Here is a 26,119-nt window from a genome sequence, read left to right as displayed (position 1 = left end):
GCGGGCCCGTTCGTCCGTACCACCGGCCGACACGGAGAACCGGCCTACTACGATTCGTCGTAGGAGGTGGGGCGTGGTGGACGAGGGAGCGGCTGTGGTGGACGAGGGCGACGAGCAGGTGACCGCGTGGGCGCTGGCCGCCGGGCGGGGCGACCCGCTGGCGCTGGCCGCGTTCGTCCGGGCCACCCAGGGCCCGACCTGGCGGTTCCTGCACCACCTGCTGGCCGACGCGGAGACCGACGACCTGGTGCAGGAGACGTACCTGCGGGCGATGCGCGCGCTGCCCCGGTTCGCCGCCCGGTCCTCGGCGCGGACCTGGCTGTTCGGCATCGCCCGGCGGGTCGCCGCCGACCACCTCGGGTCCCGGCGCGCCCGCCCGCCGGCCACCACCATCGACGGGTACGACCCGCCGTCGGCGGGCCGGTTCGAGAACGTCGTGGTGCTGGACGCCCTGCTGCGGCAACTGCCCGCCGAGCGGCGCGAGGCCTTCGTCGCCACCCAGCTCCTCGGGCTCTCGTACGCCGAGGCGGCGCAGGTCTGCGACTGTCCCGTCGGCACCATCCGGTCGCGGGTGGCGCGGGCCCGGGCGGATCTCGTCGACGCCATGGCCGACCGCGCCACCCGGACGGACACCCGCGCCGGCTGACCCCGCCGCCGGCCCGGATCGTCCGTAAGGACATCGCAAGGTTTCCGCGCCCCGGCACCGGCCCGGCCCACGGCTACGCTGACCGGCACGAGGGGGAGGTACGCCGTGCCGCAACGGGTGCTGGTCGTCGACGACGACCGGACGGTCAGCGACGTGGTCTGCCGCTACCTGGAACACGCCGGCTACCAGGTGGACCACGTCGGGGACGGCGCCGCCGCGCTGGCCGCCGTCGCCGCGGCGCCGCCGCAGCTGGTGGTGCTCGACGTGATGCTGCCCGGGGTCGACGGGCTGGAGGTCTGCCGGCGGCTGCGCGAGCGGCCGGACGGCGTACCCATCGTGATGTTGACCGCGCGCGGCGACGAGGCCGACCGGATCCTCGGCCTGCAACTGGGCGCGGACGACTACCTGAGCAAGCCCTTCTCCCCCCGCGAGCTGGTGCTGCGGGTGCGGTCGGTGCTGCGCCGGGCCGGCGGCGAGCCGGCCGGCGCGGTAGCGGAGGTGCTCACCGACGGCGGCCTCACCGTCGAGACCGGCCCCCGGGTGGCCCGGCTGCACGGTCGGGAACTGGCCCTCACGCTGCGCGAGTTCGACCTGCTGGCCCACCTGATGCGGCACCCGGCACGGGCGTTCCGCCGGGCCGAGCTGCTCGAGCGGGTCTGGGGCTGGAGCTTCGGCGACCAGTCCACCGTCACCGTCCACGTGCGGCGGCTGCGGGAGAAGATCGAGGCCGACCCGGCCGACCCGCGCCGGATCGTCACGGTGTGGGGCGTCGGCTACCGGTACGAGCCGGTCGATGGCTGACCTGGCGCTGATCTTCGGGGCGGCACTCGCCGCGGCCTGCTGCGTCGGGCTGCTCGGCGCGGGGGCGCTGCGGCTGCTGCGCGGCCGGTCGATCACGGTGCACATCGCCGTCCTGCTGGCGATGACGGTGAGCGCGGTGGCGGCCGGCGTCGCGGTGATCGCCGAGGCGATGTTCCTCTCCCCGCACGACCTGGAGGTCGTGCTGATCACCGTCTCCGCCGCGGCGGTGGTCAGCCTCGCCGTCGGCTGGCTCTTCGGCCGGCGGCTCGCCGCGGCGGCGGTCTGGGCGGACCAGGCGCGGGAGCGGGAGCGGCGGATCGAGAAGGGCCGCCGCGACCTGGTCGCCTGGGTGTCGCACGACCTGCGCACGCCGCTGGCCGGGCTGCGCGCTATGGCCGAGGCGCTGGAGGACGGGGTGGTCGCCGACCCGGCGACCGTGCACGAGTACCACCGGCGGATCCGGGTCGAGACCGACCGGATGACCCGCCTCGTCGACGACCTGTTCGAACTGTCCCGGATCAACGCCGGGGCGTTGCGGCTGTCGCTGTCCGCCGTGCCGCTGGGTGACCTGGTCTCCGACGCCCTGGCCGGCACCGCGCCGCTGGCCGCAGCCCGCCGGATCCGGCTGGTCGCCGCCGAGTCGGGCTGGCCGACGGTGACCGCCAGCGAGCCGGAACTGGCCCGGGTGGTGGGGAACCTGCTGCTCAACGCGGTGCGCTACACCCCGGACGACGGCACCGTCCGGGTGGACGCGGGCCGCGACGGCGACGCCGCCTGGCTCGCCGTGGCGGACACCTGCGGCGGCATCCCCGAGGACGACCTGCCCCGGCTCTTCGACGTGGCCTTCCGGGGCGAGCGGGCCCGCACGCCCCGGCCGGGCAACGGCGGCACCGAGGGCTCCGGCGGGCTGGGCCTGGCGATCGTGCGCGGGCTGGTCGAGGCGCACGGCGGCCGGGTCGACGTGCGCAACGTCGCCGGCGGGTGCCGGTTCGTCGTCCGGCTGCCGCTGGCCGACGGCTGACCGCCCGTCCCGGCAGACGGTCAGCACGCCCACCCGCCCGGACCGGCGACGCGGGTCGCGGCCGGCTGGGCGGTGGCCGACCCCGGTTGCGGGCGTCGGCACGGCGGCCAGTGGCCGCACCGGTGGCCGACCCCGGTCACGGGCGTTGCGCACGGCGGCCAGTGGCCGCACCGGCGGCCGACCCAGGTCGCGGGCGTTCCGGCGCGGCCGGGCGGTCAGGGGCGGGTCAGCTCGGCGAACCAGCGGCGGCCGGCCCGGAACACCTCGCCGACCGCCAGCCCGGCCGCCGCCGCCGGGCCCGCCACCGCGGCGGTGTCCAGCCAGGCCCAGCGGAAGCTCGGCCCCCGGCGCCGGCCGGTCAGCACGTGGACCTGCCCCTGCCAGGCGCCGGACCCCGGCGGCTCCAGCTCCACCAGCACCGTGCCGCCCGGCCGCAGCAGCGCCCGGCACCGGCGCAGCAGCGCCGCCGGGTCGCCGCCGATGCCGATGTTCCCGTCCAGCAGCACCGCGTGCGCCCAGCGTCCCTCCGCCGGCAGCGGGCCGAACAGATCGGCCTGCACGGCCACCGCACCCCGGGCCCGGGTCAGCGCCACCGCCCGGGCCGACACGTCCACGCCGACGGTGGTCAGCCCGGACCGGGTCAGGGCCAGGGTCACCCGGCCCGGTCCGCAGCCCAGGTCCAGCGTGGGACCGGCGCAGCGGGCGAGCACCGCCGTGTCCGCCGGGTCGGCCGGGCGGTGCCACCGGTCCACCGGCAGCCGGCGGCGCAGCCCGTCGGCGGGCACCAGCCAGTGCGCATCCCCGCCCCGGTCGCGCAGGGCGGCGGCGAAGCCGTCCACGGCCGGCGCGGTCACGCCCGCACCACCATGGCCCGGCGTACCGCGGCGACCTGCCGGGCGAACCGACCACCCGGGACCGCGGCGGCCACCGCCCGGGCGTCCGACCAGTCGTCCACGTCCCGCAGCACCGGCAGCGGCACGGTACGCAGCCCCCGCTCGACCAGCGCCGACCAGGTCGACCGGCCGGTGTCCGGGGTCGACATCGGCACCGCGCGCAGCGCCACCGCCTGCCGGGGGTCGCGCAGCCCCAGCGCCCACCAGCCGCCGTCGGCGGCCCGGCCCAGCACCGCGTCGGCGTCGGCGTCGGCCAGCCGGCGTACGGCGGCGGCCAGCCGCGCCGGGGTCAGCTGCGGGGTGTCCATGCCGATCTGGAGCACCGGACGGCCCGGGAAGGCGTCGGCGACGTCGGCGTGAGCGTGCACCAGCCGGGCGGCGAAGTCCACGCCGCGCTGCGGCAGGACCGGCCAGCCGGCGACGGCGGCGGTCAGCGCGGCGGCGTCCACGGCGTCGGCGAGGCGGCCGGCCAAGGCCAGCACCGGCGTCACGCCGGGGGTCTCCCGGACGGCGTCCAGGGTGTCCCGCAGCGCGGCGGCGGCCACCCGGGCGGCCTGCACGCCGGTCGCGGGCGGGCAGAGCCGGGTCTTCACCGCGCCGGGCACGGGCGCCTTGGCGACCACCAGCAGCACGGTCACCGGGGGCCGTCCACGCTGCGCAGCACGGCGGCGAAGTCGCGGGTGGCGCGCAGGGTGCCGCGGACCGAGCCGGAGACCTTGGAGCGGGTGCCGACGGCACGGGGGGCGTAGGCGACGTCGAGTTCGTGGATGCGCCAGCCCGCCGCCGCGGCCCGGATCAGCAGCTCCAGCGGGTAGCCGAAGGCCCGGTCGGTGACGCCGAGAGCCAGCAGCGCCTCCCGCCGGGCCACCCGGATCGGGCTCAGGTCGCGCAACGGTACGCCCCGGTGCCGCAGCAGCGCGGCGACCAGCGCGGTACCGGCGCGGGCGTGCCAGGGCCACACCCCGACGCGGACCGGGCGGCGGCGGCCGACGGCCAGGTCGGCGATCCCCTCGGCGACCGGGGCGACCAGGGCGGGCAGTTCCTGCGGGGCGAAGGAGCCGTCGGCGTCCAGGACGCAGACCAGCTCCGTCTCGGCGGCCTCCATCCCGGCGTGCACGGCCGCGCCGTACCCCCGGCGGGGCTCGTGCACCACCCGGGCGCCGTACCGGGCGGCCACCTCGGGCGAGCCGTCCCGGGAGCCGTTGTCCACCACGATCGCCCGGTAGCCGGGCGGCAGCGCGGTCAGCACGCCGGGCAGGGCGGCGGCCTCGTCCAGGCACGGCAGCACCACGTCGATCTGTGTCGGCATACCGCCGACGCTAGGTCCGCCCGGGGCCGCCCGCGTCGCGTTCGGCCTTACGGAACGCTTACCGAGCTGGCATTTCTTACCGTCCGGTGACGTACCGGTGGTTCGGCTGACGAGCCGGCGCGCAGGTGCGTACCGTCCGGTCGACATGAGACCCGGTGCCACCCTCCCCCGCTCGCCCGCCGCCGACCGTGCCCCGGCCCGCGACCGGGGCGACCTCGTCGTGCTGGCGGTCGAGGCGGCGCTGCTGGCCGCCGCGGTGGCGGTCGGCGCGGTGCTGAACCACCGGGGGGTGGGCCTGCACGCCGACGCCGCGCCGCTCTACGCCACCTGGCGGCCGCACCTGGGCTGGGGCACGCCGGCGGCGCTGCTGGTCGCCGGCGTCGTGCTCGGCCCCGGGCTGCGCTGGGCGCGGACCGCCCGGTGGGGCCCGCTGCTCGGCGGCGGCTACCTGGCGGCGGTGGCGTGGACGCTGGCCCTGGCGCTGGTGGACGGCTGGTCGGCGGGGCTGACCCGGCGGCTCACCCCGCAGGCGGAGTACCTGCACGAGGTGCCCGGGGTGACCGACGTGCGGCGGATGCTGGCCGGCTTCACCGACCGGATCCTCGACTTCCAGCCGGACTCGTGGTCCACCCACACCGCCGGCCATCCGCCGGGCGCGCTGCTGTTCTTCGTCGGGCTGGACCGGGTCGGCCTGGGCGGCGGGACGGCGGCGGCGCTGGCCTGCGTCCTGGTCGGGGCGAGCGTCGTGGTGTCCGTACCGCTGGCGCTGCGGGCGCTGGGCGCCGGCGAGGCGGCCCGGGCGGTGCTGCCGTTCCTGGTGCTGCTGCCCGGGGCGGTCTGGGTGGGCGCCTCCGCCGACGGCGTCTTCACCGGCGTGGTCGCCGCCGGGCTGGCCCTGCTGGCGGTACGCGGACCCGCGACCGCGCTGGCCGGCGGGCTGCTGCTCGGCTTCGCGCTGCACCTGTCGTACGGCTTCGTGCTGGTCGGGCCGCTGGCTCTGGCGGTGCTGGCGCTGCGGCCCTCGGGTCGGCGCGGCGCGCTGGTGGCCGGGGCGGCCGGGGTGGCCGCGGTGGTGCTGGCTTTCACCCTCGCCGGCTTCCACTGGTGGCAGGGGTACGACCGGGTGGTCGAGCGCTACTACCAGGGCTGGGCGGCCGACCGCCCGTACGGATACTGGGTCTGGGCCAACCTGGCCGCCCTGCTGCTCTCGGCCGGGCCGGTGGTCGGGCCGGCGCTGCGCCGCACGCTGCTGGCGGCCCGCGCGGGCTGGCGCGGCACGGCGCGGTCCGGGGCCGGTGCGGCGGAGGCGCCCTCGCCCGCACCGGCGATCGGGGGCTTCGGCCGGCTGGTCGGCGGCCTCCTCACGCACCGCCGGCCGGTCGCGCCGGCGTCCCGGGTGCGGCTGCTCGGGCCGACCGTGCTGCTGCCGGCCGCCGCCGCGCTGGCGGTGGTCGGTGCCGACCTGTCCGGCATGAGCAAGGCCGAGGTGGAGCGGATCTGGCTGCCGTTCGCGGTCTGGCTGCTGGTCGCCGCCGCGCACCTGCCCGCGCCGGCCCGCCGCTGGTGGCTGGCCGGCCAGGCAATCACCGCCCTGGCCGTCAACCACCTCCTCTTCACCGTCTCCTGACCGCAAGCCCCCTCACCCAACGCCTCACCGCGCCACTCCCCCTGCCACGCCGCCCCGCCGCCGACCCCGGCCGCCCGACCGCCCGACCGCCCGCCCGACCGCCCGACCGACCGCCCGACCGGCCGACCGCCCGACCGCCCGACCGCCCGACCGCAGTTTCAGAGAAAGAGGGCCCATTCCGCCGTCCGAGGCGACTCTTTCAGAGAAAGTGCGCTTTCGGGGCGGGGCGCGGGCCGGTGGGGCTGGCGGGGTGCGGCGCCAGGGCTGGGGGTGGGTCAGGCTGCTACGGCGGCCGGGGCGCGGAGGGGGTCGGTGGCGAAGGCGGTCACCCCGTCGAGGAAGCCGACCCGGGCGGTGCAGCCGAGCAGCTCGCGCGCGCGGCCCGGGTCGGCGACCACGTGCCGTACGTCGGCGGCGCGGGCGCCGCCGACCACCACCGGGGCCGGCCCGCCCATCGCGGAGGCCAGCGCGGCGGCGAGGTCGCCGACGGTGTGCGGCTCGCCGGAACAGACGTTGAGCGGCACCAGGCCGTCCGGGGCGGGTGCGGTCAGCGCCAGCAGGTTCGCCCGCGCCACGTCGGTGACGTGCACGAAGTCGCGGCGCTGCCGGCCGTCCTCGTACACCCGGGGCGGCCGGCCGTCCGCCAGCGCCGAGCGGAAGATCGAGGCGACCCCGGCGTACGGGGTGTCGCGGGGCATCCGGGGACCGTAGACGTTGTGGTAGCGCAGCGCCCACACCCCGCCCCCGGTCTGCCGGGCCCAGGCGGCGGCCAGGTGCTCCTGCGCCAGCTTGCTGGCCGCGTACGTGCTGCGCGGCTCCAGCGGGGCGTCCTCGGGCACCAGCAGGGCGGCGAGGGTGTCGCCGCACTCCGGGCAGGTGGGGTCGTACCGGCCGGCGGCCAGGTCGGCGGCGCGGCGCGGGGCGGGCCGGACGACGCCGTGCCGGGCGCAGCCGTAGCGCCCCTCGCCGTAGACCACCATGGAGCTGGCCAGCACGAGCCGGGACACGCCGGCCCGGTGCATCGCGGCGAGCAGCACCGCCGTGCCGTAGTCGTTGTGGCTGGCGTAGTCGGGGGCGTCGGAGGGGTCCAGCCCGTGCCCGACCATCGCCGCCTGGTGGCACACCGCGTCCACCCCGGCCAGCAGGTCGTCGAGCAGCCCCGGGTCCCGCACGTCGCCGATCACCGGGTCGTGCCGGCGCGACCACTCCGGGAGCGCGCCGCCGTGCGCCTGCGGCAGCAACGCGTCCAGGCACACCACCTGATGCCCCTCGGCGACGAGCAGGTCCGCGACCTGCGATCCGATGAACCCGGCCGCGCCGGTGACCAGTACCCGCATTCCCGTCACGCTAGGTCAGCGCGGCGGCCCGGCGGGCCGGTTCGGGCCGGACGTCAGCACTCCGTAAGGACCGGCGGTAAGCCTTCGGTAATGCGGCAAACCGGGCCGGCGGGCGGAGTCGCCGTCTAGCGTCCTGCACGAGGGCCACCGCGCCCGAGCAGTCCCGCCCGCAGGAGGTCCCGTGCCCGCCGACCCGCCGCCACCGCCCGGCGACCCGACGCCCGGGCGCGCCGGGCCGGGCCGGGCGGCCGACCGGTCCGGGCCGCGAGCCCCCGCCGCCGGGACGTCCGCCGGCGCCACCGACACCCACGGGTACGCCTACCCGGCGCGACTGTGGCGGGCGCTGGACCGGCACCGCCCGCCCGGCGTCGACGCCACCGCCGACGCCTGGCGCAGCCCGGTACGCGGGCCGTGGTTGACCTCGGTGTTCGGGGCGGTCCTGCTCGCCGCCCTGCCGCTGGTGATCGTCACCGGGCTGCTGGACTGGATCGCCTACGGACCCCGGCTCGGCCAGGCGTTCCCCCGCGACGTGGGTTGGCTGCACCCGCCCGTCTTCGGCTGGCCCACCCGGCCGGCCTGGCTGTTCCGGCTCACCCAGGGCCTGCACGTGACGCTCGGCATCGTGCTGGTCCCGGTGGTGCTGGGCAAGCTCTGGTCGGTGGTGCCCAAGCTCTTCGACTGGCCGCCGGCCCGCTCGGTGGCCCAGGTGCTGGAACGGCTGTCGCTGCTGCTGCTGGTCGGCGGGATCCTCTTCGAGGCGGCCACCGGCCTGCTCAACATCCAGTACGCGTACCTGTTCGGGTTCGACTTCTACACCGCGCACTGGTACGGCGCCTGGGTCTTCACCGCCGCCCTGGTCACCCACGTGGCGATCAAGCTGCCCCGGATGGTCACGGCGCTGCGCGGGCCGGGCTTCGCGCGTACCCCGGTGGAGCGGACCGGGCCGGAGCCGGCGGATCCGGACGGCCTGGTGTCCCGGCGGCCCGGCCCGGCGACGATGAGCCGGCGCGGGGTGCTGGGCCTGGCCGGCGGCGGCGCGCTGCTGCTGGCCGCGTTGACCGTCGGGCAGAGCCTGGACGGGGTGCTGCGCCGCACCGCGCTGCTGCTGCCCCGGGGTCGGCAACCCGGCGACGGGCCGAACGGATTCCCGGTCAACCGCAGCGCCGCCGCGGCCGGCATCCAGCCCGCCGACACCGGGGCGGGCTGGCGGCTGATCGTGCGCGGCGGCGACCGCAGTGTCGAGCTGGACCGGGACCGCCTGCTCGCGATGGCGCAGCACACGGCGGACCTGCCGATCGCCTGCGTGGAGGGCTGGTCGACGGCGCAGACCTGGACCGGGGTGCGGCTGCGCGACCTCGCCGCGCTGGTCGGCGCGCCGGAGGCGGCCACGGCGTCGGTCCGGTCGCTGGAGCGGGCCGGCCTGTTCCGCCAGGCCCGGTTGCAGGCCAACCAGGTCCGCGACCCCGACTCCCTGCTCGCCCTGCGGGTCAACGGGGTCGACCTCTCCCCCGACCACGGCTATCCGGCGCGGATCATCGTGCCGGCGCTGCCGGGGGTGCACTGCACCAAGTGGGTCCGGGAGATCGCCTTCGAGGGGCGCGCCGATGGCTAGGTTCCGGCGGGCCTACGGCGCAGCGCCCTGGCACCTGCTGCTCCTGCTCGGCTGCTTCGCGGTGACCGGCTGGATCGTGCTGCGGCTGGCCGGGGAGGGGTCCGCGGTGCGGATGCTGCTCTGGTTCCTCGGCGCGGTGATCGCCCACGACCTGCTGCTGTTCCCGGTCTACGCGCTGGCCGACCGGGCGCTGCGCGCCGGAGCGGGCCGCCGGGGCGGCCCGTCGGCGCTGAACCACGTCCGGGTGCCCGCGCTCGCCGCCGGGCTGCTCCTGCTCGTCCACCTGCCCGGCGTCCTCGGCCTGGGCGACGGCACGTACACCGCGGCGACCGGCCTGACCCCCCGGCCGCTGCTGACCCGCTGGCTGGCGGTCAGCGGGGTGCTCTTCGCCGCCAGCGCGGCGCTGTACGCGCTGCGCCGGTGGCGACACCGCTGAGCCGGGGGGAAGCCGTCGGACGGCTGGCCGCCCGGCGTCACCTCTTGGGCGACAACGGGTTGTCCGTGCGGCTGCCGGCGGGGGTCATCACGTCCGGGGTCGGGGTCGGGGATTCGCCGCCGGAGCCCACCCAGTTCTCGGCACCGGCGCCCTTACGCCGCCGCAGCGCCGCGGCACCGGCCGCTCCCGCGGTGACGACGACCGCCGCCAGCGGCCACCAGTTCCGGCGGTGCATCCGCGCCGCCCGCCTCTTCTGCAACATGGTCATTCTCATGCGTCCATTGTCCAAATCCGTCGGGACGTCGGCGGCGAAATCGGCAGCTACACCCGTTCGGCTGGCGGGTGCCAGGTCGCGAGGACGGCCGGCAGCCGGATGGACGTGTACACCGGGCGGCGAGGGGTAACCGGCGTTCCCGTTCCTGCCCGAAGGGCGGGCCCCGACGAAGGGAGATCGCATGACGACGGGTAGGGAATCACCTCCTGTATCCGGCGACGGATCGCGCGGCGGCACGGCCGGACAGGTCCGGCAGGAGGCCGGCCGCTTCGGCCAGGAGACGGCGCAGGCCGGCGGACACGCCGCCCGACAGGCGATGGAACAGGGCCGGCAGGTCGCCTCGGAGGGCCGGCAGCAGGCGCGCAACCTGCTCAGCGAGGCCTCCGCGCAGGCCCGGACGCAGGCCGAGGAGCAGCAGCGGCGGGCCGCCGAGAGCCTGCGCACGCTGGGTACGCAACTGCGGTCCATGGCGGACTGCGCCGACCAGAGCGGCATGGCCGCCGACGTCGTCCGCCGGGGCGCGGACGCCGCCCAACAGGCCGCGGGCTGGCTGGACGAGCGCGAACCCGGCGCCCTGGTGCGCGAGGTACGCGACTACGCCAGCCGGCACCCCGGGACCTTCCTCGCCGGGGCCGCGATCGCCGGGCTGCTCGCCGGTCGGTTGGGCCGCGCCCTCACCGGCGGCCAGGACGGCCAGGGCGGTGGCGGTGAGGCCGGCAGGTTCGCCGGCGAGGGCCCGCCGGCGGCGGCCGAGACGCCGTTGAACGTGCCGGCGAGTCCGGGGATGACCGCGCCGGTCCGCCACGGTCCGACGGGCCATGAGGTGGGCCCATGAGCGCATCGCCCATGGGCGCGGGCGGGGGTCCGGACAAGACCCAGGCCTCCATCGGTGAGCTGCTCGCCGACGCCAGCCGCAACTTCTCCTACCTCCTGCGCAAGGAGGTCGAGCTCGCCAAGGCCGAATTGCGGGCGGAGGCACGCAGCTTCGGCATGGTGGCAGCCATGTTCGCCGCCGCGGCGATCGCGGCGCTGCTGACCCTGGTGTTCCTGTCCCACGCCCTGTGGTGGGCGCTGTCCAACGTCATGGACCAGGGCTGGGCCGCGTTGATCGTCGCCATCATCTGGGCGGTGATCGGCGCCGTGCTCGCCTCCCGGGCGCGCCGGCAGCTACGAACGGTGACCGCCCTGGGGCGTACCAGACAGACCGCGCAGGAGATTCCGGACGCGGTCAAAGGCCGCTGAAACCGAAGGGAGACGTCATGTCCACCGATCCGGACCGGATCCGGTACGACATCGAGGCAGCCAGAGCGGAGTTGAGCAGCGACGTCGACGCGTTGACCGACAGGGTCAACCCGCGTCGCATCGCGGCCGCGCCGGTGAACCGGGCCCGTGGCCGGCTCAGCCGCATGGTCGACGCGATCATGGGCAACGCCAGGCACGCGCGGGACGTGGCCAGCCAGCAGGCGTCCGGCGTGACGCAGCGGGCCTCGGCCACCACCAACCGGCTGTCCGACACCACGCAACACCTGACCGGTACGGCGCAGCACGGCGCCGCCACCGCCGGCGAGCGGGCGCGGGGCCTCACCCATGCCTCGCGGGAACGGGCCGAGGGCAATCCGCTCGCCGCGGGTCTCATCGCCTTCGGGGTGGGCGCGCTGGCCTCGTCGCTCCTGCGGCCCAGCCACAAGGAGCGGGAGCTGGCCGAGCGCGTCAAGCACCAGGCCATGGAACACTCGGACCAGCTCAAGCAGCAGGCCAGCGGCATGATGCACGGCGTGCAGGACAACCTGCGCGAACCCGTCCACCAGGCGACCGAGCAGGTCAGGTCCACCGCGGCCCAGGGCGTGGCCTCGGTCCGCGACACGGGCGTCGGGGAGGCGCAGCACATCCGCGAGGACGCGCGGGAGGCGCCACGCAGATGGTGAGGGCCGGTCGGCGGGGTCCACCCGGTGCTGGGAGTCAGTTCGCGGGTGGTCCCGGCCGACGCGGCCGGGTCAGGAAGCCTGCGGGGTGAGCAGGTAGTCGTCGGCGTCGGCGTTCCATTCCAGGTGGACCACGCCGCTGGTGGCGGCCGCCTTGCAGAACTGGAGGAAGCTGCGGTATCCGAGCTTCTTCTCGCTGAAGTCGGGCCGCGCCCGCCGGAGCTGGTTCTTCAGGCCGGACAGTGCCGCCGCGCCGTCGGCGCCGGCCAGGTCCTGGACCACGGCGCGCAGGAGCCCGAACGCCTCCTCCCGGTCGCCGTGTTCGGGCAGGGAGACCTCCGGGTCGCCCTTGGCCGGGCCCTCCGCCAGCTCGACCACGTTCTGCTTGGCGAGGTGGCGCAGGAGTTCGCCGAAGGTGCGGAACCCGTAGTCGGACTCGCTGAAGGTCGGGTCCTTGCGCAGCAGGGTGCGCTTCAACGTCGACGCGGTCACCTCGCCGCCGGAGCTGCCCTGGAGACCGGCCACCGTCTGGGCCACCAGCCCCGCGAGGGTGTCCACGTCGCGGACCGGTTCCTCGACCGCCGCCTGGGGCTCGGGTTCCTGCTCGACCTGTTCCTGCTCCACCTGCTGCGGACTGGGCACCCGTGCCGGACGGGCCCGCCGGGCCCGGGTCGGCGGGATGTCGACCCCCTCCAGCCGGTCGTAGTAGAGGAATTCGTCGCAGGCCGGCGGCAGCAGGGCGGAGGTGGACTTCTCCACCCCGACGCCGATCACCCGCTTGTTGAGCTCGCGGAGCTTGTGGACCAGCGGAGTGAAGTCGCTGTCGCCGGTGCAGATCACGAACGTCGAGATGTACTCGCGCTCGAAGGCCAACTCCACCGCGTCCACCGCCATCTTGATGTCGGCGGCGTTCTTGCGGGAGGCGCCCATGCGCTGAGGTATCTCGATGAGCTCGACGTGCGACCGGGTGAGCATCCGGCGGTCCTCGTCGAAGTACGACCAGTCCGCGTACGCCCGCCGCACGACCACCCGGCCCCGCTCGGCGAGGGCGTCGGCGATGGGGCGGAAGTCAAAGGCCATGCCGCCGCGGTGGTCGCGCGCCCCCAGCGCGAGGTTCTCGTAGTCGAGGAACAGGGCGATCCGGTCTTCGTGATCCACGCAGGTCAGCCTACGCCCGGGGCCGGCCCGGCACCGCCGACGTCGCCCGGCGCGCCCGGCGGGCCGCGCCGGCCATCCGCGCCGCCCTGGCGGCGGACAGGCACCCCGGCCGCGCCCCGCGGAGTCAGATCGAGGACAGCCGCCCGCTCAGCACTCCGCGAAGCGGAGATCATATGGCCTCTGAACTGGGGTTTCGTCCTTTACCCGTGGCTATCGTCGAGGTGTCGCGCAGCGTCGTGCAGTGACTGGCCGGGCCCGGCTGGTGCCGTGACCCCCGCGTGCGATCACCTGTAGCGCACCGCCTTGAACGACCACCTGCTGTGGGACCTGGAGACCGCGGAGCGGACCCGGATGGTCCACCCGGACCGGCCCGATCCTCACCCATCGGATCTCGCCGCACCCCCGGCCGATGATTCCACCGGCCCTCGCCAGTCCGCGCCGCCCCGCAGCACCTGGTCGGGCGGGCCGCAACGAGCCAGGCCCATCACCGGCCATCAGCCGCTCGTCCTGGGAATGGGACTCATCGGCGGTGGGATTGGCGGGCCGAATGTCCGAGAATCGTTCACAGCAGCACCGAGATCGGAGACCGATGCCCGATCCACATGAGCCGGTGAGTCCGTCGTGGCAGTGCCGCGACTGCGGGCGCGAATGGCCCTGCCCGAGCCGACGGCAGATCCTGCTCGACGAGTACCGGCAGCAGTCGACCAACCTGCGGGTGTACCTCGCGACCTGCCTGACCTCGGCCACCCAGGACCTCACGGCCAATCCCGCCGACCTGCGCGACCGGTTCCTCGGCTGGGTACCGCACCGGGTGTGGTCCTGACCGGACCCGCCCCGCGCGGTGGGCCGGCGGCGCCACGCGGGTGAGCGACGCCGGGGGACCGCCGGGCCGGGACGCGGAGCCCGGCCGGACCCGCGCGACCGGACGCCGCCGGACGGCGGTGAGTGCGGTGGCCAGCAGGCCGGCGGTCAGCCACCGGCCGGGGGCACGTCGTCTCGTGCTGTTTCCGGGCATGGCGGAGCTGCACCTTCTCTCGGGGGTGGTGGTGCCCGCCGGAGGGCGGGGGCTGCCCCGGCGGGGTGGAGCTGCCGGGCCGGCCGGGTCGCGGGGACGGCCGACCGGCCCGGAGACGGGCGCCGTCAGGCGGCGTGGACCTCGAACTCGGAGACCTGGCCGGCGGGCCAGGCGGTGTTGCCGGTGAAGGTCAACCTCAGGTGCCGCTGGGTGGTGGCGGGGAAGCTGATGGTGACCGTGTTGCCGGTCGCCGGGTTGAAGGTGTACCCGGCCGAGGGCTTCAGCGTGGTGAACGTCGCGCCGTCCGTCGAGCCGAGGACCGCGAGGGTCTGGGTACGGGTCTGCCAGGCCATCACCGGCGGCAGCCTCAGCACCACCCGGGACACCGAACGGGCGGCGCCCAGGTCGACGGTGAGCGACTGCGGAAAGGCGTTGTTGGCGCTCTCCCAGTAGGTGGCCGGGTTGCCGTCGACCGCGTTGCCGGCGCCGTACACGTCGGCGTGGCTGGTCTCGGTGACCGGCCGGCCCAGCGCCAGGTTCCCCGACGGCGGCGGGGTGGTGGTGGGCGGCGGCGTGGTCGTCGGCGGCGTGGTCGTGCCGCCGCCGTACACCTCGAACTCGGCGACCTGGCCCGCCGGCCACCCGGTGTTGCCGGCAAAGCTCAGCCGCAGGAAGCGCCGGCTGCCGGCCGGCAGGGTGATCGACACGGTGTTGCCGGTGGCCGGGTTGAACGTGTACCGGGCCGGCCCGACGACCGTCGAGTACGCCGCGCCGTCCGTCGAGCCGGCGATCGAGAGCGTCTGGGTGCGGGTCTCCCAGCCCGCGGGCAGTTTCAGCACGACCCGGTCGGTGTTCACCGCCGCGCCGAGGTCGACGGTCAGCGTCTGCGGGAAGGCGCCGTTGGCGCTCTCCCTGTCGGTTCTCACCGAGAAGTTCGGCACCTCAAGATTCTTTTCGGTATAAGTTCCAGCACTTCACCTGGCATTTCGGTCGCAACCTGAGCCGTGCTTTTGGCGCGAGGTGCGCACTACCTTCCACAGCCGCACGGTGTGGTCTTCGCTGCCGCGCCGGCGACGGCTCCTGCCAGGAGGTGGCGGTCAGCCTTGGCTCCCCGAAGGTGTGGCCCGCCGGCGCACCGCAGACCCCGGCCTTCGAGTGGTACCGGCCGGGCGAGGAGGAGCTCGAGCGCATCACCGCGGCCGCGGACGAGCTGGCCGACCGGATCGCAGCCGAGGGCACCGTGGAGCAGGTCCTCGCCGCCGCGGCCGCCGTTGAGCAGATGCGGTCCCAGGTGCCAGTGGTCTGCGGCGCGATTCCCTGCGAACTGGCGTGGACCCAGGATTTCGTCGATGCTGCCGCCTCCGACGAGGGTGCGGCGCTGGCCGGGCTGTTTATCGACCATGTGCTCACGCGGCGTCCGACGAGGCGGCCAAGGGCAACGAAATCCAACGGAAGGCTCTAGCCTTGCTGCCCATGCGTACCGAGCCTCTGAAGATCCCCACGCTCGCGGGACCTGTGGTGTTGGACATCAAGAACGACCTGACCGGCAGGCATGGGGTCACGGTGGGGAGCACCGAAGTCATCGGCTCCCGTCGCGGCCACTACAACTTGCCGACGACGGATGGTGGCTCGGTAGCGGCCCGGATACGCACCGGGGTATTCGACCCCTACCCGACCATCACCATCGCCGACGAGAAGTACCGCACCGGGCCGGCGATCCCGTTCACGCTTCAACTGCTGATGGTTCTCCCGTTCGGGCTCATTGCGCTTGGCTCACTGATCGGTGGCGCCATTGCCTGCCCCGCGCTTCTCGTCAACCGCGTGATCGTTCGTACTGACATGCCAACTGCGCTCAAAGCGCTGCTGATGCTCGCGGTTACCGCCGTTGCCGTCATGCTGTGGGCGGTCGTGGTCCGCGTGATCTTATAGCGTGCGCCGCTGCTCCTGGGACGAGCTGAGGCACGACGGCAGGTGCCCTTAGCCACCCGCACCGGTAGGCGGAGTTCGTAGTGCTACGGGGCGGCCCAGGCGACAGGCCGGTCGCCCAAGCCGCCGGACCAACCGCGGTCTGGCGCGCCTGCCTGTACGAACGCACCCAGGAGACAGCCCGGACTCGTCGACGCGACATGCCGGTATACGCCCACCGGCCGGACTGCTGCGAACCGCACGGGCGCGGCAAAAGACCGCTGCGAGTAGCGCGTCCTGCGACCGCGGATCGACCTACTGGTGCCGCCAACCGCCCTCGGCGTCTGGCCGCCACTTCCTGTCACGCCGGTGGGTCGGGTCGGCGCGATGGGGCCGACCGCCAGCGCGGCGGAGCAGGGCCAGTCGGCCTCGGACGCCAACGAGGCGGCCGTCTCGTGCGGCCTACGGCTGCGCCCAGGAGTTGGCGTTGGCGAGCAGCATCGGCGCGAGCAGATGGTCGGGGCGCGCATCGCGCGGCTCTGGAGGTAGATGGGTTGCGAGGGGCTGAACGTGAAGGGTGGTGACCAAGATTCTCCGGCAGCTCCCTGCCCGGGGGCGGCGGTCCGGGGTCGGGCCATGGGCGTGGCAGCCTGTGTGCGCACTGAAATGCTCAGCGGGACGATCTTCGGTGACACGGGGTGGGGCGACATTTCACTCCGCAGGTCGGCGGCCCGCCAACTGAAATCCTCGGCGAGAGCCGACACTCGGAGCAGCCCGCCCGGCCGGAGTCCTCGGCCCCCGCGGCGTCTCGTCCGCTGCGTCCGGACGGCGGTTCGGCGGTGGTGTCGCTCTGGCGGTACGAGGACGACCGGTGGGGCGTCGCCGTCGACGCGGACGCCGCACGTGCTGCCCGACCCGGCGGGCGACCTGTCCGACCGTCGGAGTGGCCGTCGGGTGACAGGTTGAACAACCCACAGCCCACGGACCATCTTCGCGATGGTCGTCGGGGGGTGACGGTGGCGCCCGTCCGGTGTTGGGCCGGACGGGCGCCATCACGGCTCACCGGGTCAGCCGGCGCCACCCCGAATCACGACGTCGTAGGCGACGTGCGAGAGCGAGAACGTGGCGTTGCCGTCGTACCGGGCGTGGTACGTGTACGTGCCGCCCACCGGGGGCGTGTCGGTGATGGTGAACGAGCCGTCGGCGGCGAGCGTCGCCGGGGCCAGGTCCAGGACCGTGGTGCCGTTGCGGTTGGTGACCACCCGCCACACCGCAACCGACCCGGCCGGGGTGGGGACGTCGCCGGCGGTGCTCAGCCGGCCGGTGAGGGTGAGCGACCTGCTGGCGTTCCCAGTGGTGGGACCGGTCAGGGTCAGCGAGGTGGCATGCGTCGCCACGTCGACCTTGGTGGTGGTCTTCGACCAGCGGACGGTCGGGCTGCCGTCCCAGATCGCGGTGTAGCTGACGCTGCCACCGACCGGCGGGGTGTCCGTGGCGGTGAAGGTGCCGTCCGCGGCGGTGCTGACGGTGCCGACGACCGCCGTGGTGCCGTCGGGCAGGGTGCGGCTGATCTCGATCGGCTGCTCGCCGGGGGCGGTGCCGTCGGGGAGGGTGAGCCGGCCGGTCAGGGGGAACGGGTCGAGCGCGGTCGCCGTGCCGGCCGGGGAGAGGGTCAGCGTGGACGCCTGCAGGGTGGCCCCCTCCACCCGCCACAGGTAGTACCGGTTGCGCTGCCGGTCCTCCTGCAGGGCGAAGAGGTCGTGGCCCATGACGGAGAGGCTGCCGGCGACCAGCGTGGCGTTGTTCGTGATGGTGGTCTGGTAGGTGCGGGTGGCGCTGGCCGAGTCGTACACGGCGGCGTAGGGGCCGTAGGTGTCGCCGTCGAAGGCGGCGGCGAGGTATGCGCCGTCCGCGCTGCGAACGACGGACCGCGGGGCGCCCGGGTACTCCGACCGGGAACCGTAGGTGCGGACCTTGGTCAGCGTGGTGGTGTCCCACACGTCCAGGCCAGAGCCGGGGAAGACGGTGATCGCCTGCGCGCCGTCCGGCGTGATGGTGAGGTCGTTCAGGTCCCACAGACCGTTGGCGGAGCCGTCGATGATGCCGCGTAGCGTCGCCGGTGTCGTGCTCACGTCGTACACCCGCAAGTTGCTAGGGCTGAGGCCGGACTCGCCGGTGGCGACCGTGGTGCCGGCTCCCGCGACCAGCGGCGCGCCGTACATCCGGTCGGCGACCTGGACCGGCGCGGATGCCGCGGCGGACAGGTCGAGGCTGAGGACGCCGCCGACGAAGCTGCCCTTCACGCCGTAGCCCACCCAGAGTCGGTCGCCGTCCAGCGACAGGTTGGTGGGGGACGGGTACGCGGACAGGTCGATCCGCCGGGTGACGGCGAGGGTGGCGGCGTCGATCTCGGCGATCTCGTTGGAGCCGGAGAGCGCCGCGTAGACCCGGCTGCCGTCGGGCGTGATCGCCAGGCCGGTCGGGCTGGCCAGGCCGGTGATGGTGCCGGTGAGCGTGCCACTGGCGTCGGCGACCACGATCCGGTCGGTCGTGGAGACGAAGACCCGCCCGCCGCCGGCTGCCGTGTCGACGAGCTGGGTGACGCCGGGAATGAGCGTGGCGGTGTCCCGGGCGGCGGCGGGTGCGGTGGTGGCGACGAGGCCGGCCGCTGCGGCCATCGTCGATGCCAGGACTGAGCCGATCACTGTGCGGAACCGCACGTGCGGTCTCCCTTCGGTGGTAACCCCGTGATCCCACGGCGTGCCGGCGGCGAGCCGGTGCCGGGTACGCGAACAAGATCGTCGCGTCATGGGATCAGGCGGTCATCCCGCAGGGATCGTTACAAAGACCGGAGGCGCTGGACCGGATCGAGCTCGACCAGCTCGTCGGGCAGGCTCGTGCGGCGGTGGAGGCGGGCCTGGTCGTCGAGGCGGTGCGGATGTTCGGACCGCAGCAGGTCGACGTGGCGACGGCGGGCCGGAACGAGGACTGGCTGCGGACCACCGGATGGAACCTGCCCGCCCGGTCCCTGGGGGAGCTGTGGCCGGTGCTGGGCGTGACACCCTCCGCCTCCGACGAGGAGCGGCGTCGGGAGCTGCGCCGATTCATGGCGCTACCCGTCTGGCGGGCGGCTCCCGCCGGGCTCCGTACGGAGGCGGCACGCTATCTGGGTGAGCAGGAGTGACCGATGGGGCGGCGCCCAGCTGCCGGCGGGCGTTGCGCTCTGCGGTACCTCCGTTCGGTTGCGCCGGCGAGGGGGGCCGGCGACGTGGCGGCGGGTCGGGACGGACCGGCCGTGGGGTGGCGCCGGCCGGTCGGGACGGACCGGCCGGCGCCGGGGCAGCTCAGGAGGCCGGCGCGGCGCCGGGTTCGGCCGGCCGTTCCCGGGTACCCGGCCGTTCCCGGGTACGCAGCCAGACGGCGGTGTCCGGCGGCAGCAGCTCGTCGTCCAGCGGCGCGCTGGCGAGCAGTCGTGCCTCGTGCGGGGGCAGCGGCACCGGGGTCGTGCCGAGGTTCACCAGGCAGGCGAAGGCGGGGCCGCGGGCGAAGGCGAGCACCCCGTCGGGAGCCGGCAGCCAGCGCAGCGTCCCGTCACCGGGGTCCGCCTCGGTACGCCGCACGCCGATCGCCGCCCGGTACAGCTCCAGCATCGAGTGCGGGTCGTCGGTCTGCGCCCGGACGGTCCGGTCCTTCCACTCCGCCGGCTGGGGCAGCCAGGGCGTCCGGGTCGCGCCGTCCGGGCTGAACCCGAACGGCGGTGCGTCGCCGGCCCAGGGCAGCGGGACCCGGCAGCCGTCCCGGCCGTGACCCGAGCGCTCCCACATCGGGTCCTGGCGCAGGGCGGGCGGAATGTCCTCGACCTCCCACAGGCCCAGTTCCTCGCCCTGGTAGACGTAGACCGCGCCGGGCAGGGCGAGGGTGAGCAGCGCCGCCGCCCGGGCCCGGAGGGTGCCCAGCTCCAGGTCGGTGGGGACGCCTTCGCGCTTGCCGGCGAAGCTGAACGTGGTGTCCGCCCGGCCGTAGCGGGTGACGTGGCGGGTCACGTCGTGGTTGGACAGCACCCAGGTGGCGGGTGCGCCGACCGGGGCGTGCGCGGCGAGCGTCTCGTCGACGCAGCGGCGCAGCGCGGTCGCGTCCCAGGCGCAGCCGAGGAAGTCGAAGTTGAACGCCGAGTGCAGCTCGTCCGGGCGCAGGTAGTGGGCGAACCGGTCCCGGTCCGGCAGCCACACCTCGCCGATCAGCGCCCGCTCCCCTGGGTAGGAGTCGGCGATCCGTCGCCAGGCGCGGTAGATCTCGTGCACCCCGTCGAGGTCGTGGAACGGGTGCGGCCGGCCCGCCAGGGCCTCGGGCAGCGTCCCGTCCTTGACCAGCAACCCCGCCGAGTCGATCCGGATGCCGTCCACCCCCCGGTCGAACCAGAACCGCAGGATGTCCTCGAACTCCGCCCGTACCCGGGGGTGGTCCCAGTTGAAGTCCGGCTGCTCGGCGGTGAACAGGTGCAGGTACCAGTCGCCGGGGGTGCCGTCCGGGTCGACGGTCCGGGTCCAGGTCTCGCCGCCGAACTCGCCGACCCAGTCGGTGGGCCGCTGGTCGCCGTCCGGGCCCCGGCCGGGGCGGAACCAGAACAGCTCCCGCTCGGGCGCGTCCGGACCGCCGGCGAGCGCCGCCTGGAACCAGGGGTGCGCGTCGGAGCAGTGGTTCGGCACCACGTCGACGATGATCCGGGTGCCGAGCGCGTGTGCCTCCGCGATCAGCGCCTCCGCTTCGGCCAGGGTGCCGAAGACCGGATCGATGTCGCGGTGGTCGGCCACGTCGTAGCCGGCGTCGGCCATCGGGGACGGGTACCAGGGGCTGAACCAGATCGCGTCGACGCCGAGCGCGGACAGGTGGCCCAGCCGGGACCGGATGCCGGCGAGGTCGCCGATGCCGTCGCCGTTGCCGTCGGCGAAGCTCCGCGGGTAGACCTGGTAGATCACGGCTCCACGCCACCACGGACCCTGGTCTGCTGTGGACACGAGCACCTGCTTTCTGCGTCGGTACGTCGGCGGGTTCGCCGGATTTGACTCTGGTTCGGCCGAGCGGCTGCCTGCCCGGCGTCGGCGCGGAGCTAGCCCTTGAGGCTGCCGGTGGTCAGTCCGGACATGATGTTTCGCTGGAAGATCAGGAAGACGACGACGGTCGGGATCGCGGCGATGACCGACGCGGCGATCACCACGTTCATCGGCGTACCACCCGAGAAGGCGTAGATGCCGACGCTGACCGTCCGGGTCTCGGGCGACGGCATCACCAGCTTCGGCCAGAGGAAGTCCTTCCAGACCGCCGTCACTGCGAAGATCGAGACCACGCCGAGGATGGGGCGCGACATCGGCAGGATGATCGACCACAGCGTGCGCAGCGGCGTCGCCCCGTCCACGAGGGCCGCCGCCATCAGCTCCTCCGGGATCGAGTCGAAGAACCGTTTCAGCAGGAAGATGTTGAACGCGTTCGCGACCGCGGGCAGCCAGATCGCGAATGGCGAATCGAGCAGGTTGAGGTGCAGGATCGGCAGGTCGATCACGGTCACGTACTGCGGGACGATGAGGACCATCGCCGGAATCATCAGCGTCGCCAGCATCAGGCCGAGGATCATGTTGCCGAACACGGGTCGAAGCTTCGACAGGGCGTACGCCGCGGCGGTGTCGAGGACGAGTTGGAACAGCAGCGCGCCGATGGCGTAGTAGAAGGTGTTGAAGAGCAGCTTGGCGAGGTTCAGATTGGTCCACGCGTCGGCGTAGTTCTGCAGCTCGGGATCGGCCGGGAAGAGCGACGGCGGGGTCTGCGCGATCTCCTGACCGGATTTCAGCGCGCCGGTGACCATCCAGTAGAGCGGCCCGAGGAAGATCAGCGTGAAGCCCACCACGACGACGGCGAGCAGCGTCCAGTAGACGACCTTGCCGCGCCCCCGCCGGAGCTGGGCAGGAGAGATGAGGGTCCGGGTCCCGGAGTCCTGTGCCATTGCTCGCCCCGTCCTAGTCCTGTTTCGCGCTCAGCCGCAGGTAGGCGGCGGAGAAGCCGGCCAGCACCACGAGCATGATCACGCCGAGCGCCGCGGCGCCGTTGAGGTCGTTCTGGAAGAACCCGTGCTGGTAGATGAGGTACGCCACCGAGGTCGCGGAGTCCTCCGCGCCCGCGCCGTTGGCGAGGATCAGTGGTTCGATGAAGAGCTGCATCGTGGCGACGATCTGGAGCATCGCCAGGAGCGCGAGGATCAGCCGGGTCTGCGGGATCGTCACGTAAACGATCCGCCGCCAGATCCCGGCGCCGTCGAGCTCGGCGGCTTCGTAGAGTTCGCCGGGGATGTTCTGCAGCGCCGCCAGATAGATCAGCACCGCGCCGCCCATGTTCATCCAGGTCGAGGCGAGCACCATCGCCGGCATCGTCATGTCGGGTGACTGCATCCACTGCGACGTCGGCAGGTGCAGCGCCGTGAGGATCGCGTTGAAGAGTCCCGCCTCGCTGGGGTCGTACGCGTAGAACTTGAAGAGGAACAGCGCGGAGGCCGGCGGCAGCATCACCGGCAGGTAGACCAGGATCCGCAGGTACCCCTTGGCGTGGCGGAACTCGTTGAGCAGGATCGCCACGAAGAACGGCACCGCGTACCCGAGGACGAGCGCGAGCACCGTGAAGTAGAGGGTGTTCTTCCAGGCCGTCCAGAAGCTGGGGTCGTCGATGATGCGCGAGTAGTTGTCCCAGCCCACCCAGGTGGTCTCGCCGCGCCGGGTGCGCTGGAAGCTCATGACGATGCCGCGGATCATCGGGTACCAGGAGAAGACGGCGAAGCAGAGCACCGCGCCGATCAGGAAGGTGTGCCCGGTGAGGTTGTCCCGTACCTTGCGGCCGAGGCTCGTACGCCGCGGTCCGGCCGGGTACGGCGATGCGGGGCGACCCGCTCCCCGCGTGGTCCCCGGGACGGTGGTGATCGCCAAGGCAACTCCTGCGTGAGTCAGCGGCCGACGTGCGGCGCGGAGGGTGTGGGGGCCGGCGCGCCGGCCCCCACCCGATCGGATCAGCTCTCGGCGGCGAGCAGCTTGTTGACCTTGTCGTCGGCCGTCCTGAGCAGCGCGTCGATGTTCGCGTTCGGGTTCGTCAGCACCCCGGACATCACGGCGTCGAGCACCGCGTAGATCGCCTGCGCGTTGCGGGGCTCACCCTTGATCGGCACCGGGTTCGCCTCGAAGATCGCGAAGTTCGTGGTGTCGACGTTCGCGTTCGCCTTGCGCAGCTCGAGCTCCTGCTTCTGCGCCTCGCTGCCGTTCGCGAACAGCAGCGGCTGGGGCAGGCCCACCGGGTAGTTCTGCGGCTTGGCCCGGACGTAGTCGAACTGGCCCTTGCCCGGCGTCAGCTTCTGGTACGCGATCCACTTCAGGCCGGCCTTCACCTGCTCCGGGGAGAGGCCCTTCTTGAAGAAGTAGCCCTCGCCACCGCCGAGCGTCGCCTTCGCCGGGCCGTCCTGGCCGGGCAGCGGGCCCATCGCCCAGTCCTGGAACTTGCCCTGGAACTGGCTGACGATCGCCTGGGTGGCGTCCGGCGCGCCGATGAACATCCCGACCTTCCCGGCGCCGGCGTTGGTCAGCAGGTCGCCCCACTGGAGCAGTTGGCGGGCACCCATGCTGTTGTCGCCGTACCGCATGTCCTTGAGGTTCTGCAGAACCTGCTTGCCCATCGCGTTGTTGAAGTCGGCCTTCTTGCCGTCCGGGGTCAGCACCTGGCCGCCCTGCGCGTAGAGCAGCGAGGTGAAGTGCCAGCCTCCGGTGTTGCCGGCGCTGTACTCCGCGTACCCGGCGATGCCGTTGCCCAGCGCGGAGATCTTCCTGGCGGCGCCGCGGACCTCGCCCCAGGTCTTGGGCGGGTTGTTGACGTCGAGCCCCGCCTGCTGGAACAGGACCTTGTTGTAGACCAGGCCCATCGAGTAGTTCTTCACGGAGACGGCGTAGAGCTTGCCGCCGTCGGTGAAGACCTCCTTCAGCGCCGGGTCGACGCTGTCCCAGGTCGGGACCGTGTCCTTGGTCGCGTACCGGGTGATGTCCATCGCCTGACCGGAGTCGAGCACCTGCTGGAGATCGGTCATGTACCCGTAGAACACGTCGGTCACGGTGCCGCCGGCGAGGCGGGCGGTGAAGTCGGGCGGGTTGTTGCACTGCTCGCCGACGCTGACGCTCTTGATGACGATGTTCGGGTTCTGCCGCTGGAACTCGACGACATCGTCGTTCCAGTTCTTCAGCAGCTCCTTCTGGGAGCCGACCGGCTGGCAGTCGACGGTGATGGTGACCTTGCCACCGGCATCGCTCGTCGTGTCGTCGCTCTTCGTGGAGCACGCCGTGAGGCTGAGGCCCAGGCCGGCCACGAGCGCCAACGCCGCAGCCTTCCGGTACCGCGGTACGGACATCTGTCCATCCCTTCGAAAACGGGTGTCTTCAGGACGTCGCCGACCTGCGGTGATCGCACCGCGGCGCTGCCCTGCCAGTGATCTACATCGATCGGGTGACCTGACCCCGGTAGCCACGTCGGGGCCAGCTGTGAGTGGAGTCACTGTAGCGAGGCCGACTGATTCCAGCAAGGTTTCGATCGCGGCCTGAAAGGACACGACGTCCGGGTGGCAGATGTTGACAGAGGTTCGGGTGACGACCGGTTCGTGGGATGTTCGCAGCTGTGGAGCCCGTACCCGGTCCGTTCGCCTGCGCCGGAACCTTCCGGGGTCCGGGCCACCGCCGCACCCATGGCCCGACCCGTCCAACCTGGTCAGCGTGGCGGGTGGACAAAGTGGACCGACTGGATCGGGCCGGTGCTGCTCGGCACTGGTCCACGGCAACGACGAAGTGGCCGCCGACCGCGAGCAGCGGTCGACGGCCGGGAGCAGCGTTCGGGGCGCGGCAGTTCGTGGCCGGATCGTCGGTCAGTGGCCGCCGGGACGGTCAGCGGCGGGAACGGTGGCCGGCGGCCGACCGACGACCGGGGCGGAGCCGGCTCAGCGGCCGGGGGCGGGCGCGGTGGAGCCGCGTACCACCAGTTCGGGCTCGAACAGCAGCTCGTCGTGCAGCACGCCGGCCCCCTCGATCTGGGTGACCAGCAGGTCCACCGCGGCCTGGCCCATCGTCTCGATCGGCTGCCGCACCGTGGTCAGCGGCGGATCGGTGCAGGTCATGAACGCGGAGTCGTCGAAGCCCACCACCGACACGTCGGTCGGCACCGCCCGACCCAGCCGCCGGGCGGCCCGGATGGTGCCCAGGGCCAGCACGTCGCTGGCGCAGATGATGCCGGTCACGCCCCGCTCGACGAGCTTGGTCGCGGCGACCCGGGCGCCCTCCATCGAGAAGCTGGAGCGCTCGACGCACTCCCGGTCGTCGCCCCAGTTCGCGGCCTGGACCATCGCGTCCAGCTTGCGTCGGGACGGCACGTGCCCCTCCGGGCCGAGCACCAGGCCGATCCGCTCGTGTCCGAGCGAGCGCAGGTGCCCGTACGCCTGCTCGACCGCGACCGCGTCGTCGGTGGACACCCGGGGGAAGTCCAGCGCGTCGACGCCGGCGTTGACCAGCACCACCGGCAGCCCACGGTCGGTGAGCCGGCGGTAGTGCTCGTGCGAGGCGTCGGCCAGCGCGTACGAGCCACCGGCGAAGATGACGCCGGAGACCTGGTGGTCGAGGAGCATCTCGACGTAGTCCGCCTCGGACACACCGCCGATCGTCCGGGCGCAGAGCGCGGGGGTGTAACCCCGTTGGGCGAGCGATCCGGTCACCACCTCGGCCAGCGCCGGGAAGATCGGGTTCTGCAACTCCGGGAGCACCAGCCCGACCAGGCGGGCCCGCTCCCCCCGCAGCTTGGTCGGCCGCTCGTAGCCCAGCACGTCCAGGGCGGTGAGCACGGCGGTCCGGGTCGACTCGGAGACGCCGCCACGACCGTTGAGCACCCGGCTGACGGTGGCCTCGCTGACGCCGGCCTTCCTCGCCACCTCGGTCAGTCGCTTCGTCACGCCGCGATGATACGTCACCCACTCTGCAAGAAGTGAACTGCACGTTGACGTGTCACGTCAGAAGTCGACGACGCGGCAGCTTCATGCCTGGGCGCCGGGCAGGCCCGGCGCGAAGCCGCCCGGAGACAGGCAAGCGGGCTCTGCAATTACTGCACAA

Annotated in this window: 25 protein-coding genes and 1 pseudogene; 13 read left to right on the top strand and 13 right to left on the bottom strand. The window is 73.8% G+C overall.

All coding sequences use genetic code 11. The annotated features are described in order from the left end of the window. Positions 1–73: 73 nt before the first annotated feature. The 3 genes from GA0074696_RS14290 (at position 74) to GA0074696_RS14280 (ending at position 2,468) form a co-directional block, all read left to right on the top strand. Positions 74–646, top strand: a complete 573-nt coding sequence (locus GA0074696_RS14290; RefSeq protein ID WP_407940585.1) for a sigma-70 family RNA polymerase sigma factor — start codon at positions 74–76, stop codon at positions 644–646. Positions 647–751: 105 nt separating this feature from the next. Beyond that, on the top strand, positions 752–1,447 hold the full coding sequence (locus GA0074696_RS14285; protein ID WP_088961563.1) for a response regulator transcription factor: 696 nt from the start codon (positions 752–754) through the stop codon (positions 1,445–1,447). Next, positions 1,440–2,468, top strand: a complete 1,029-nt coding sequence (locus GA0074696_RS14280; protein WP_088961562.1) for a sensor histidine kinase — start codon at positions 1,440–1,442, stop codon at positions 2,466–2,468. Before GA0074696_RS14285 ends, GA0074696_RS14280 begins: the two co-directional genes overlap by 8 nt. 215 nt (positions 2,469–2,683) lie before the next feature. On the opposite strand, the gene GA0074696_RS14275 is transcribed toward GA0074696_RS14280, so the two are convergent. The 3 genes from GA0074696_RS14275 to GA0074696_RS14265 are packed head-to-tail and all read right to left on the bottom strand — an operon-like array spanning position 2,684 to position 4,670. Further along, complete coding sequence (locus tag GA0074696_RS14275; RefSeq protein WP_088961561.1) at positions 2,684–3,322, bottom strand: methyltransferase domain-containing protein; 639 nt, start codon at positions 3,320–3,322, stop codon at positions 2,684–2,686. Next, positions 3,319–3,999, bottom strand: a complete 681-nt coding sequence (locus GA0074696_RS14270; protein WP_088961560.1) for a TIGR04282 family arsenosugar biosynthesis glycosyltransferase — start codon at positions 3,997–3,999, stop codon at positions 3,319–3,321. Before GA0074696_RS14270 ends, GA0074696_RS14275 begins: the two co-directional genes overlap by 4 nt. Next, the gene (locus GA0074696_RS14265) at positions 3,996–4,670 is read right to left on the bottom strand and encodes a glycosyltransferase family 2 protein (RefSeq protein ID WP_088961559.1); all 675 of its coding nucleotides are present in this window, start codon (positions 4,668–4,670) and stop codon (positions 3,996–3,998) included. The genes GA0074696_RS14270 and GA0074696_RS14265 overlap by 4 nt, the downstream gene beginning before the upstream one ends. A gap of 145 nt (positions 4,671–4,815) precedes the next feature. Here GA0074696_RS14265 and GA0074696_RS14260 point away from each other — a divergent pair, with 145 nt between their 5' ends. Next, the gene (locus tag GA0074696_RS14260; RefSeq protein ID WP_407940584.1) at positions 4,816–6,297 is read left to right on the top strand and encodes a hypothetical protein; all 1,482 of its coding nucleotides are present in this window, start codon (positions 4,816–4,818) and stop codon (positions 6,295–6,297) included. 275 nt (positions 6,298–6,572) lie between these two features. On the opposite strand, the gene GA0074696_RS14255 is transcribed toward GA0074696_RS14260, so the two are convergent. Further along, positions 6,573–7,634 (bottom strand): NAD-dependent epimerase/dehydratase family protein, encoded by a 1,062-nt coding sequence (locus tag GA0074696_RS14255; RefSeq protein WP_088961558.1) that lies wholly within the window; start codon positions 7,632–7,634, stop codon positions 6,573–6,575. 331 nt (positions 7,635–7,965) lie between these two features. Between GA0074696_RS14255 and GA0074696_RS14250 the strand changes: the two genes are divergently transcribed. Beyond that, positions 7,966–9,246, top strand: coding sequence for a molybdopterin-dependent oxidoreductase (locus tag GA0074696_RS14250; protein WP_088964555.1), 1,281 nt, complete (start codon positions 7,966–7,968; stop codon positions 9,244–9,246). Then, a complete protein-coding gene (locus GA0074696_RS14245; protein WP_088961557.1) occupies positions 9,239–9,682 on the top strand; it encodes a hypothetical protein in 444 nt (147 codons plus the stop codon). Before GA0074696_RS14250 ends, GA0074696_RS14245 begins: the two co-directional genes overlap by 8 nt. Positions 9,683–9,719: 37 nt before the next feature. Here the strand turns inward: GA0074696_RS14245 and GA0074696_RS14240 are convergent, their stop codons facing one another. Next, positions 9,720–9,956: a hypothetical protein gene (locus GA0074696_RS14240; RefSeq protein WP_157745924.1), complete on the bottom strand. Its 237-nt coding sequence runs from the start codon at positions 9,954–9,956 to the stop codon at positions 9,720–9,722. Between the two features lie 181 nt (positions 9,957–10,137). Here GA0074696_RS14240 and GA0074696_RS14235 point away from each other — a divergent pair, with 181 nt between their 5' ends. The 3 genes from GA0074696_RS14235 to GA0074696_RS14225 are packed head-to-tail and all read left to right on the top strand — an operon-like array spanning position 10,138 to position 11,881. Beyond that, a complete protein-coding gene (locus GA0074696_RS14235) occupies positions 10,138–10,791 on the top strand; it encodes a hypothetical protein (protein ID WP_157745922.1) in 654 nt (217 codons plus the stop codon). Then, the gene (locus tag GA0074696_RS14230) at positions 10,788–11,198 is read left to right on the top strand and encodes a phage holin family protein (RefSeq protein ID WP_088961554.1); all 411 of its coding nucleotides are present in this window, start codon (positions 10,788–10,790) and stop codon (positions 11,196–11,198) included. Before GA0074696_RS14235 ends, GA0074696_RS14230 begins: the two co-directional genes overlap by 4 nt. Before the next feature lie 17 nt (positions 11,199–11,215). Then, positions 11,216–11,881 carry a DUF3618 domain-containing protein gene (locus GA0074696_RS14225; RefSeq protein WP_088961553.1) on the top strand — a complete coding sequence of 222 codons (666 nt, stop codon included), beginning with the start codon at positions 11,216–11,218 and terminating at the stop codon, positions 11,879–11,881. A 69-nt stretch (positions 11,882–11,950) separates the two neighbouring features. Here the strand turns inward: GA0074696_RS14225 and GA0074696_RS14220 are convergent, their stop codons facing one another. Beyond that, positions 11,951–13,036 (bottom strand): NYN domain-containing protein, encoded by a 1,086-nt coding sequence (locus tag GA0074696_RS14220; RefSeq protein ID WP_088961552.1) that lies wholly within the window; start codon positions 13,034–13,036, stop codon positions 11,951–11,953. A 589-nt stretch (positions 13,037–13,625) separates the two neighbouring features. Here GA0074696_RS14220 and GA0074696_RS14215 point away from each other — a divergent pair. Further along, positions 13,626–13,859 (top strand): hypothetical protein, encoded by a 234-nt coding sequence (locus GA0074696_RS14215; protein ID WP_231925374.1) that lies wholly within the window; start codon positions 13,626–13,628, stop codon positions 13,857–13,859. A 317-nt stretch (positions 13,860–14,176) separates the two neighbouring features. Here GA0074696_RS14215 and GA0074696_RS14210 read toward each other — a convergent pair. Further along, positions 14,177–14,962: pseudogene (locus tag GA0074696_RS14210) on the bottom strand (discoidin domain-containing protein); the annotation flags it as partial. A gap of 179 nt (positions 14,963–15,141) precedes the next feature. Between GA0074696_RS14210 and GA0074696_RS14205 the strand changes: the two are divergent. Both GA0074696_RS14205 and GA0074696_RS14200 read left to right on the top strand, forming a co-directional pair. Beyond that, positions 15,142–15,513: a hypothetical protein gene (locus GA0074696_RS14205; protein ID WP_088961549.1), complete on the top strand. Its 372-nt coding sequence runs from the start codon at positions 15,142–15,144 to the stop codon at positions 15,511–15,513. Between the two features lie 11 nt (positions 15,514–15,524). Beyond that, positions 15,525–15,980, top strand: a complete 456-nt coding sequence (locus GA0074696_RS14200) for a hypothetical protein (RefSeq protein WP_157745920.1) — start codon at positions 15,525–15,527, stop codon at positions 15,978–15,980. A 1,043-nt stretch (positions 15,981–17,023) separates the two neighbouring features. Here GA0074696_RS14200 and GA0074696_RS14185 read toward each other — a convergent pair. Further along, positions 17,024–18,676 (bottom strand): YncE family protein, encoded by a 1,653-nt coding sequence (locus GA0074696_RS14185; RefSeq protein ID WP_172894283.1) that lies wholly within the window; start codon positions 18,674–18,676, stop codon positions 17,024–17,026. A 185-nt stretch (positions 18,677–18,861) separates the two neighbouring features. Between GA0074696_RS14185 and GA0074696_RS14180 the strand changes: the two genes are divergently transcribed. Next, positions 18,862–19,140, top strand: a complete 279-nt coding sequence (locus GA0074696_RS14180) for a hypothetical protein (RefSeq protein WP_088961545.1) — start codon at positions 18,862–18,864, stop codon at positions 19,138–19,140. A gap of 160 nt (positions 19,141–19,300) precedes the next feature. Here GA0074696_RS14180 and GA0074696_RS14175 read toward each other — a convergent pair whose 3' ends face one another. The 5 genes from GA0074696_RS14175 to GA0074696_RS14155 all read right to left on the bottom strand — a co-directional run bounded on the left by GA0074696_RS14175 (position 19,301) and on the right by GA0074696_RS14155 (position 25,962). Continuing rightward, positions 19,301–20,971 carry a glycoside hydrolase family 13 protein gene (locus GA0074696_RS14175; RefSeq protein ID WP_088964554.1) on the bottom strand — a complete coding sequence of 557 codons (1,671 nt, stop codon included), beginning with the start codon at positions 20,969–20,971 and terminating at the stop codon, positions 19,301–19,303. Between the two features lie 92 nt (positions 20,972–21,063). Beyond that, complete coding sequence (locus tag GA0074696_RS14170; protein ID WP_088961544.1) at positions 21,064–21,951, bottom strand: carbohydrate ABC transporter permease; 888 nt, start codon at positions 21,949–21,951, stop codon at positions 21,064–21,066. A 13-nt stretch (positions 21,952–21,964) separates the two neighbouring features. After that, positions 21,965–22,921 carry a carbohydrate ABC transporter permease gene (locus tag GA0074696_RS14165; RefSeq protein WP_088961543.1) on the bottom strand — a complete coding sequence of 319 codons (957 nt, stop codon included), beginning with the start codon at positions 22,919–22,921 and terminating at the stop codon, positions 21,965–21,967. 80 nt (positions 22,922–23,001) lie between these two features. Beyond that, positions 23,002–24,381 (bottom strand): ABC transporter substrate-binding protein, encoded by a 1,380-nt coding sequence (locus GA0074696_RS14160; RefSeq protein WP_088961542.1) that lies wholly within the window; start codon positions 24,379–24,381, stop codon positions 23,002–23,004. 579 nt (positions 24,382–24,960) lie between these two features. Beyond that, complete coding sequence (locus GA0074696_RS14155) at positions 24,961–25,962, bottom strand: LacI family DNA-binding transcriptional regulator (protein ID WP_088961541.1); 1,002 nt, start codon at positions 25,960–25,962, stop codon at positions 24,961–24,963. Between the last annotated feature and the right edge of the window lie 157 nt (positions 25,963–26,119).

The organism is Micromonospora purpureochromogenes, assembly GCF_900091515.1.
Lineage (GTDB): Bacteria > Actinomycetota > Actinomycetes > Mycobacteriales > Micromonosporaceae > Micromonospora > Micromonospora purpureochromogenes.
Note: the sequence above shows the minus strand (reverse complement) of the source record. Positions and strands in the feature narration are given on the sequence as shown.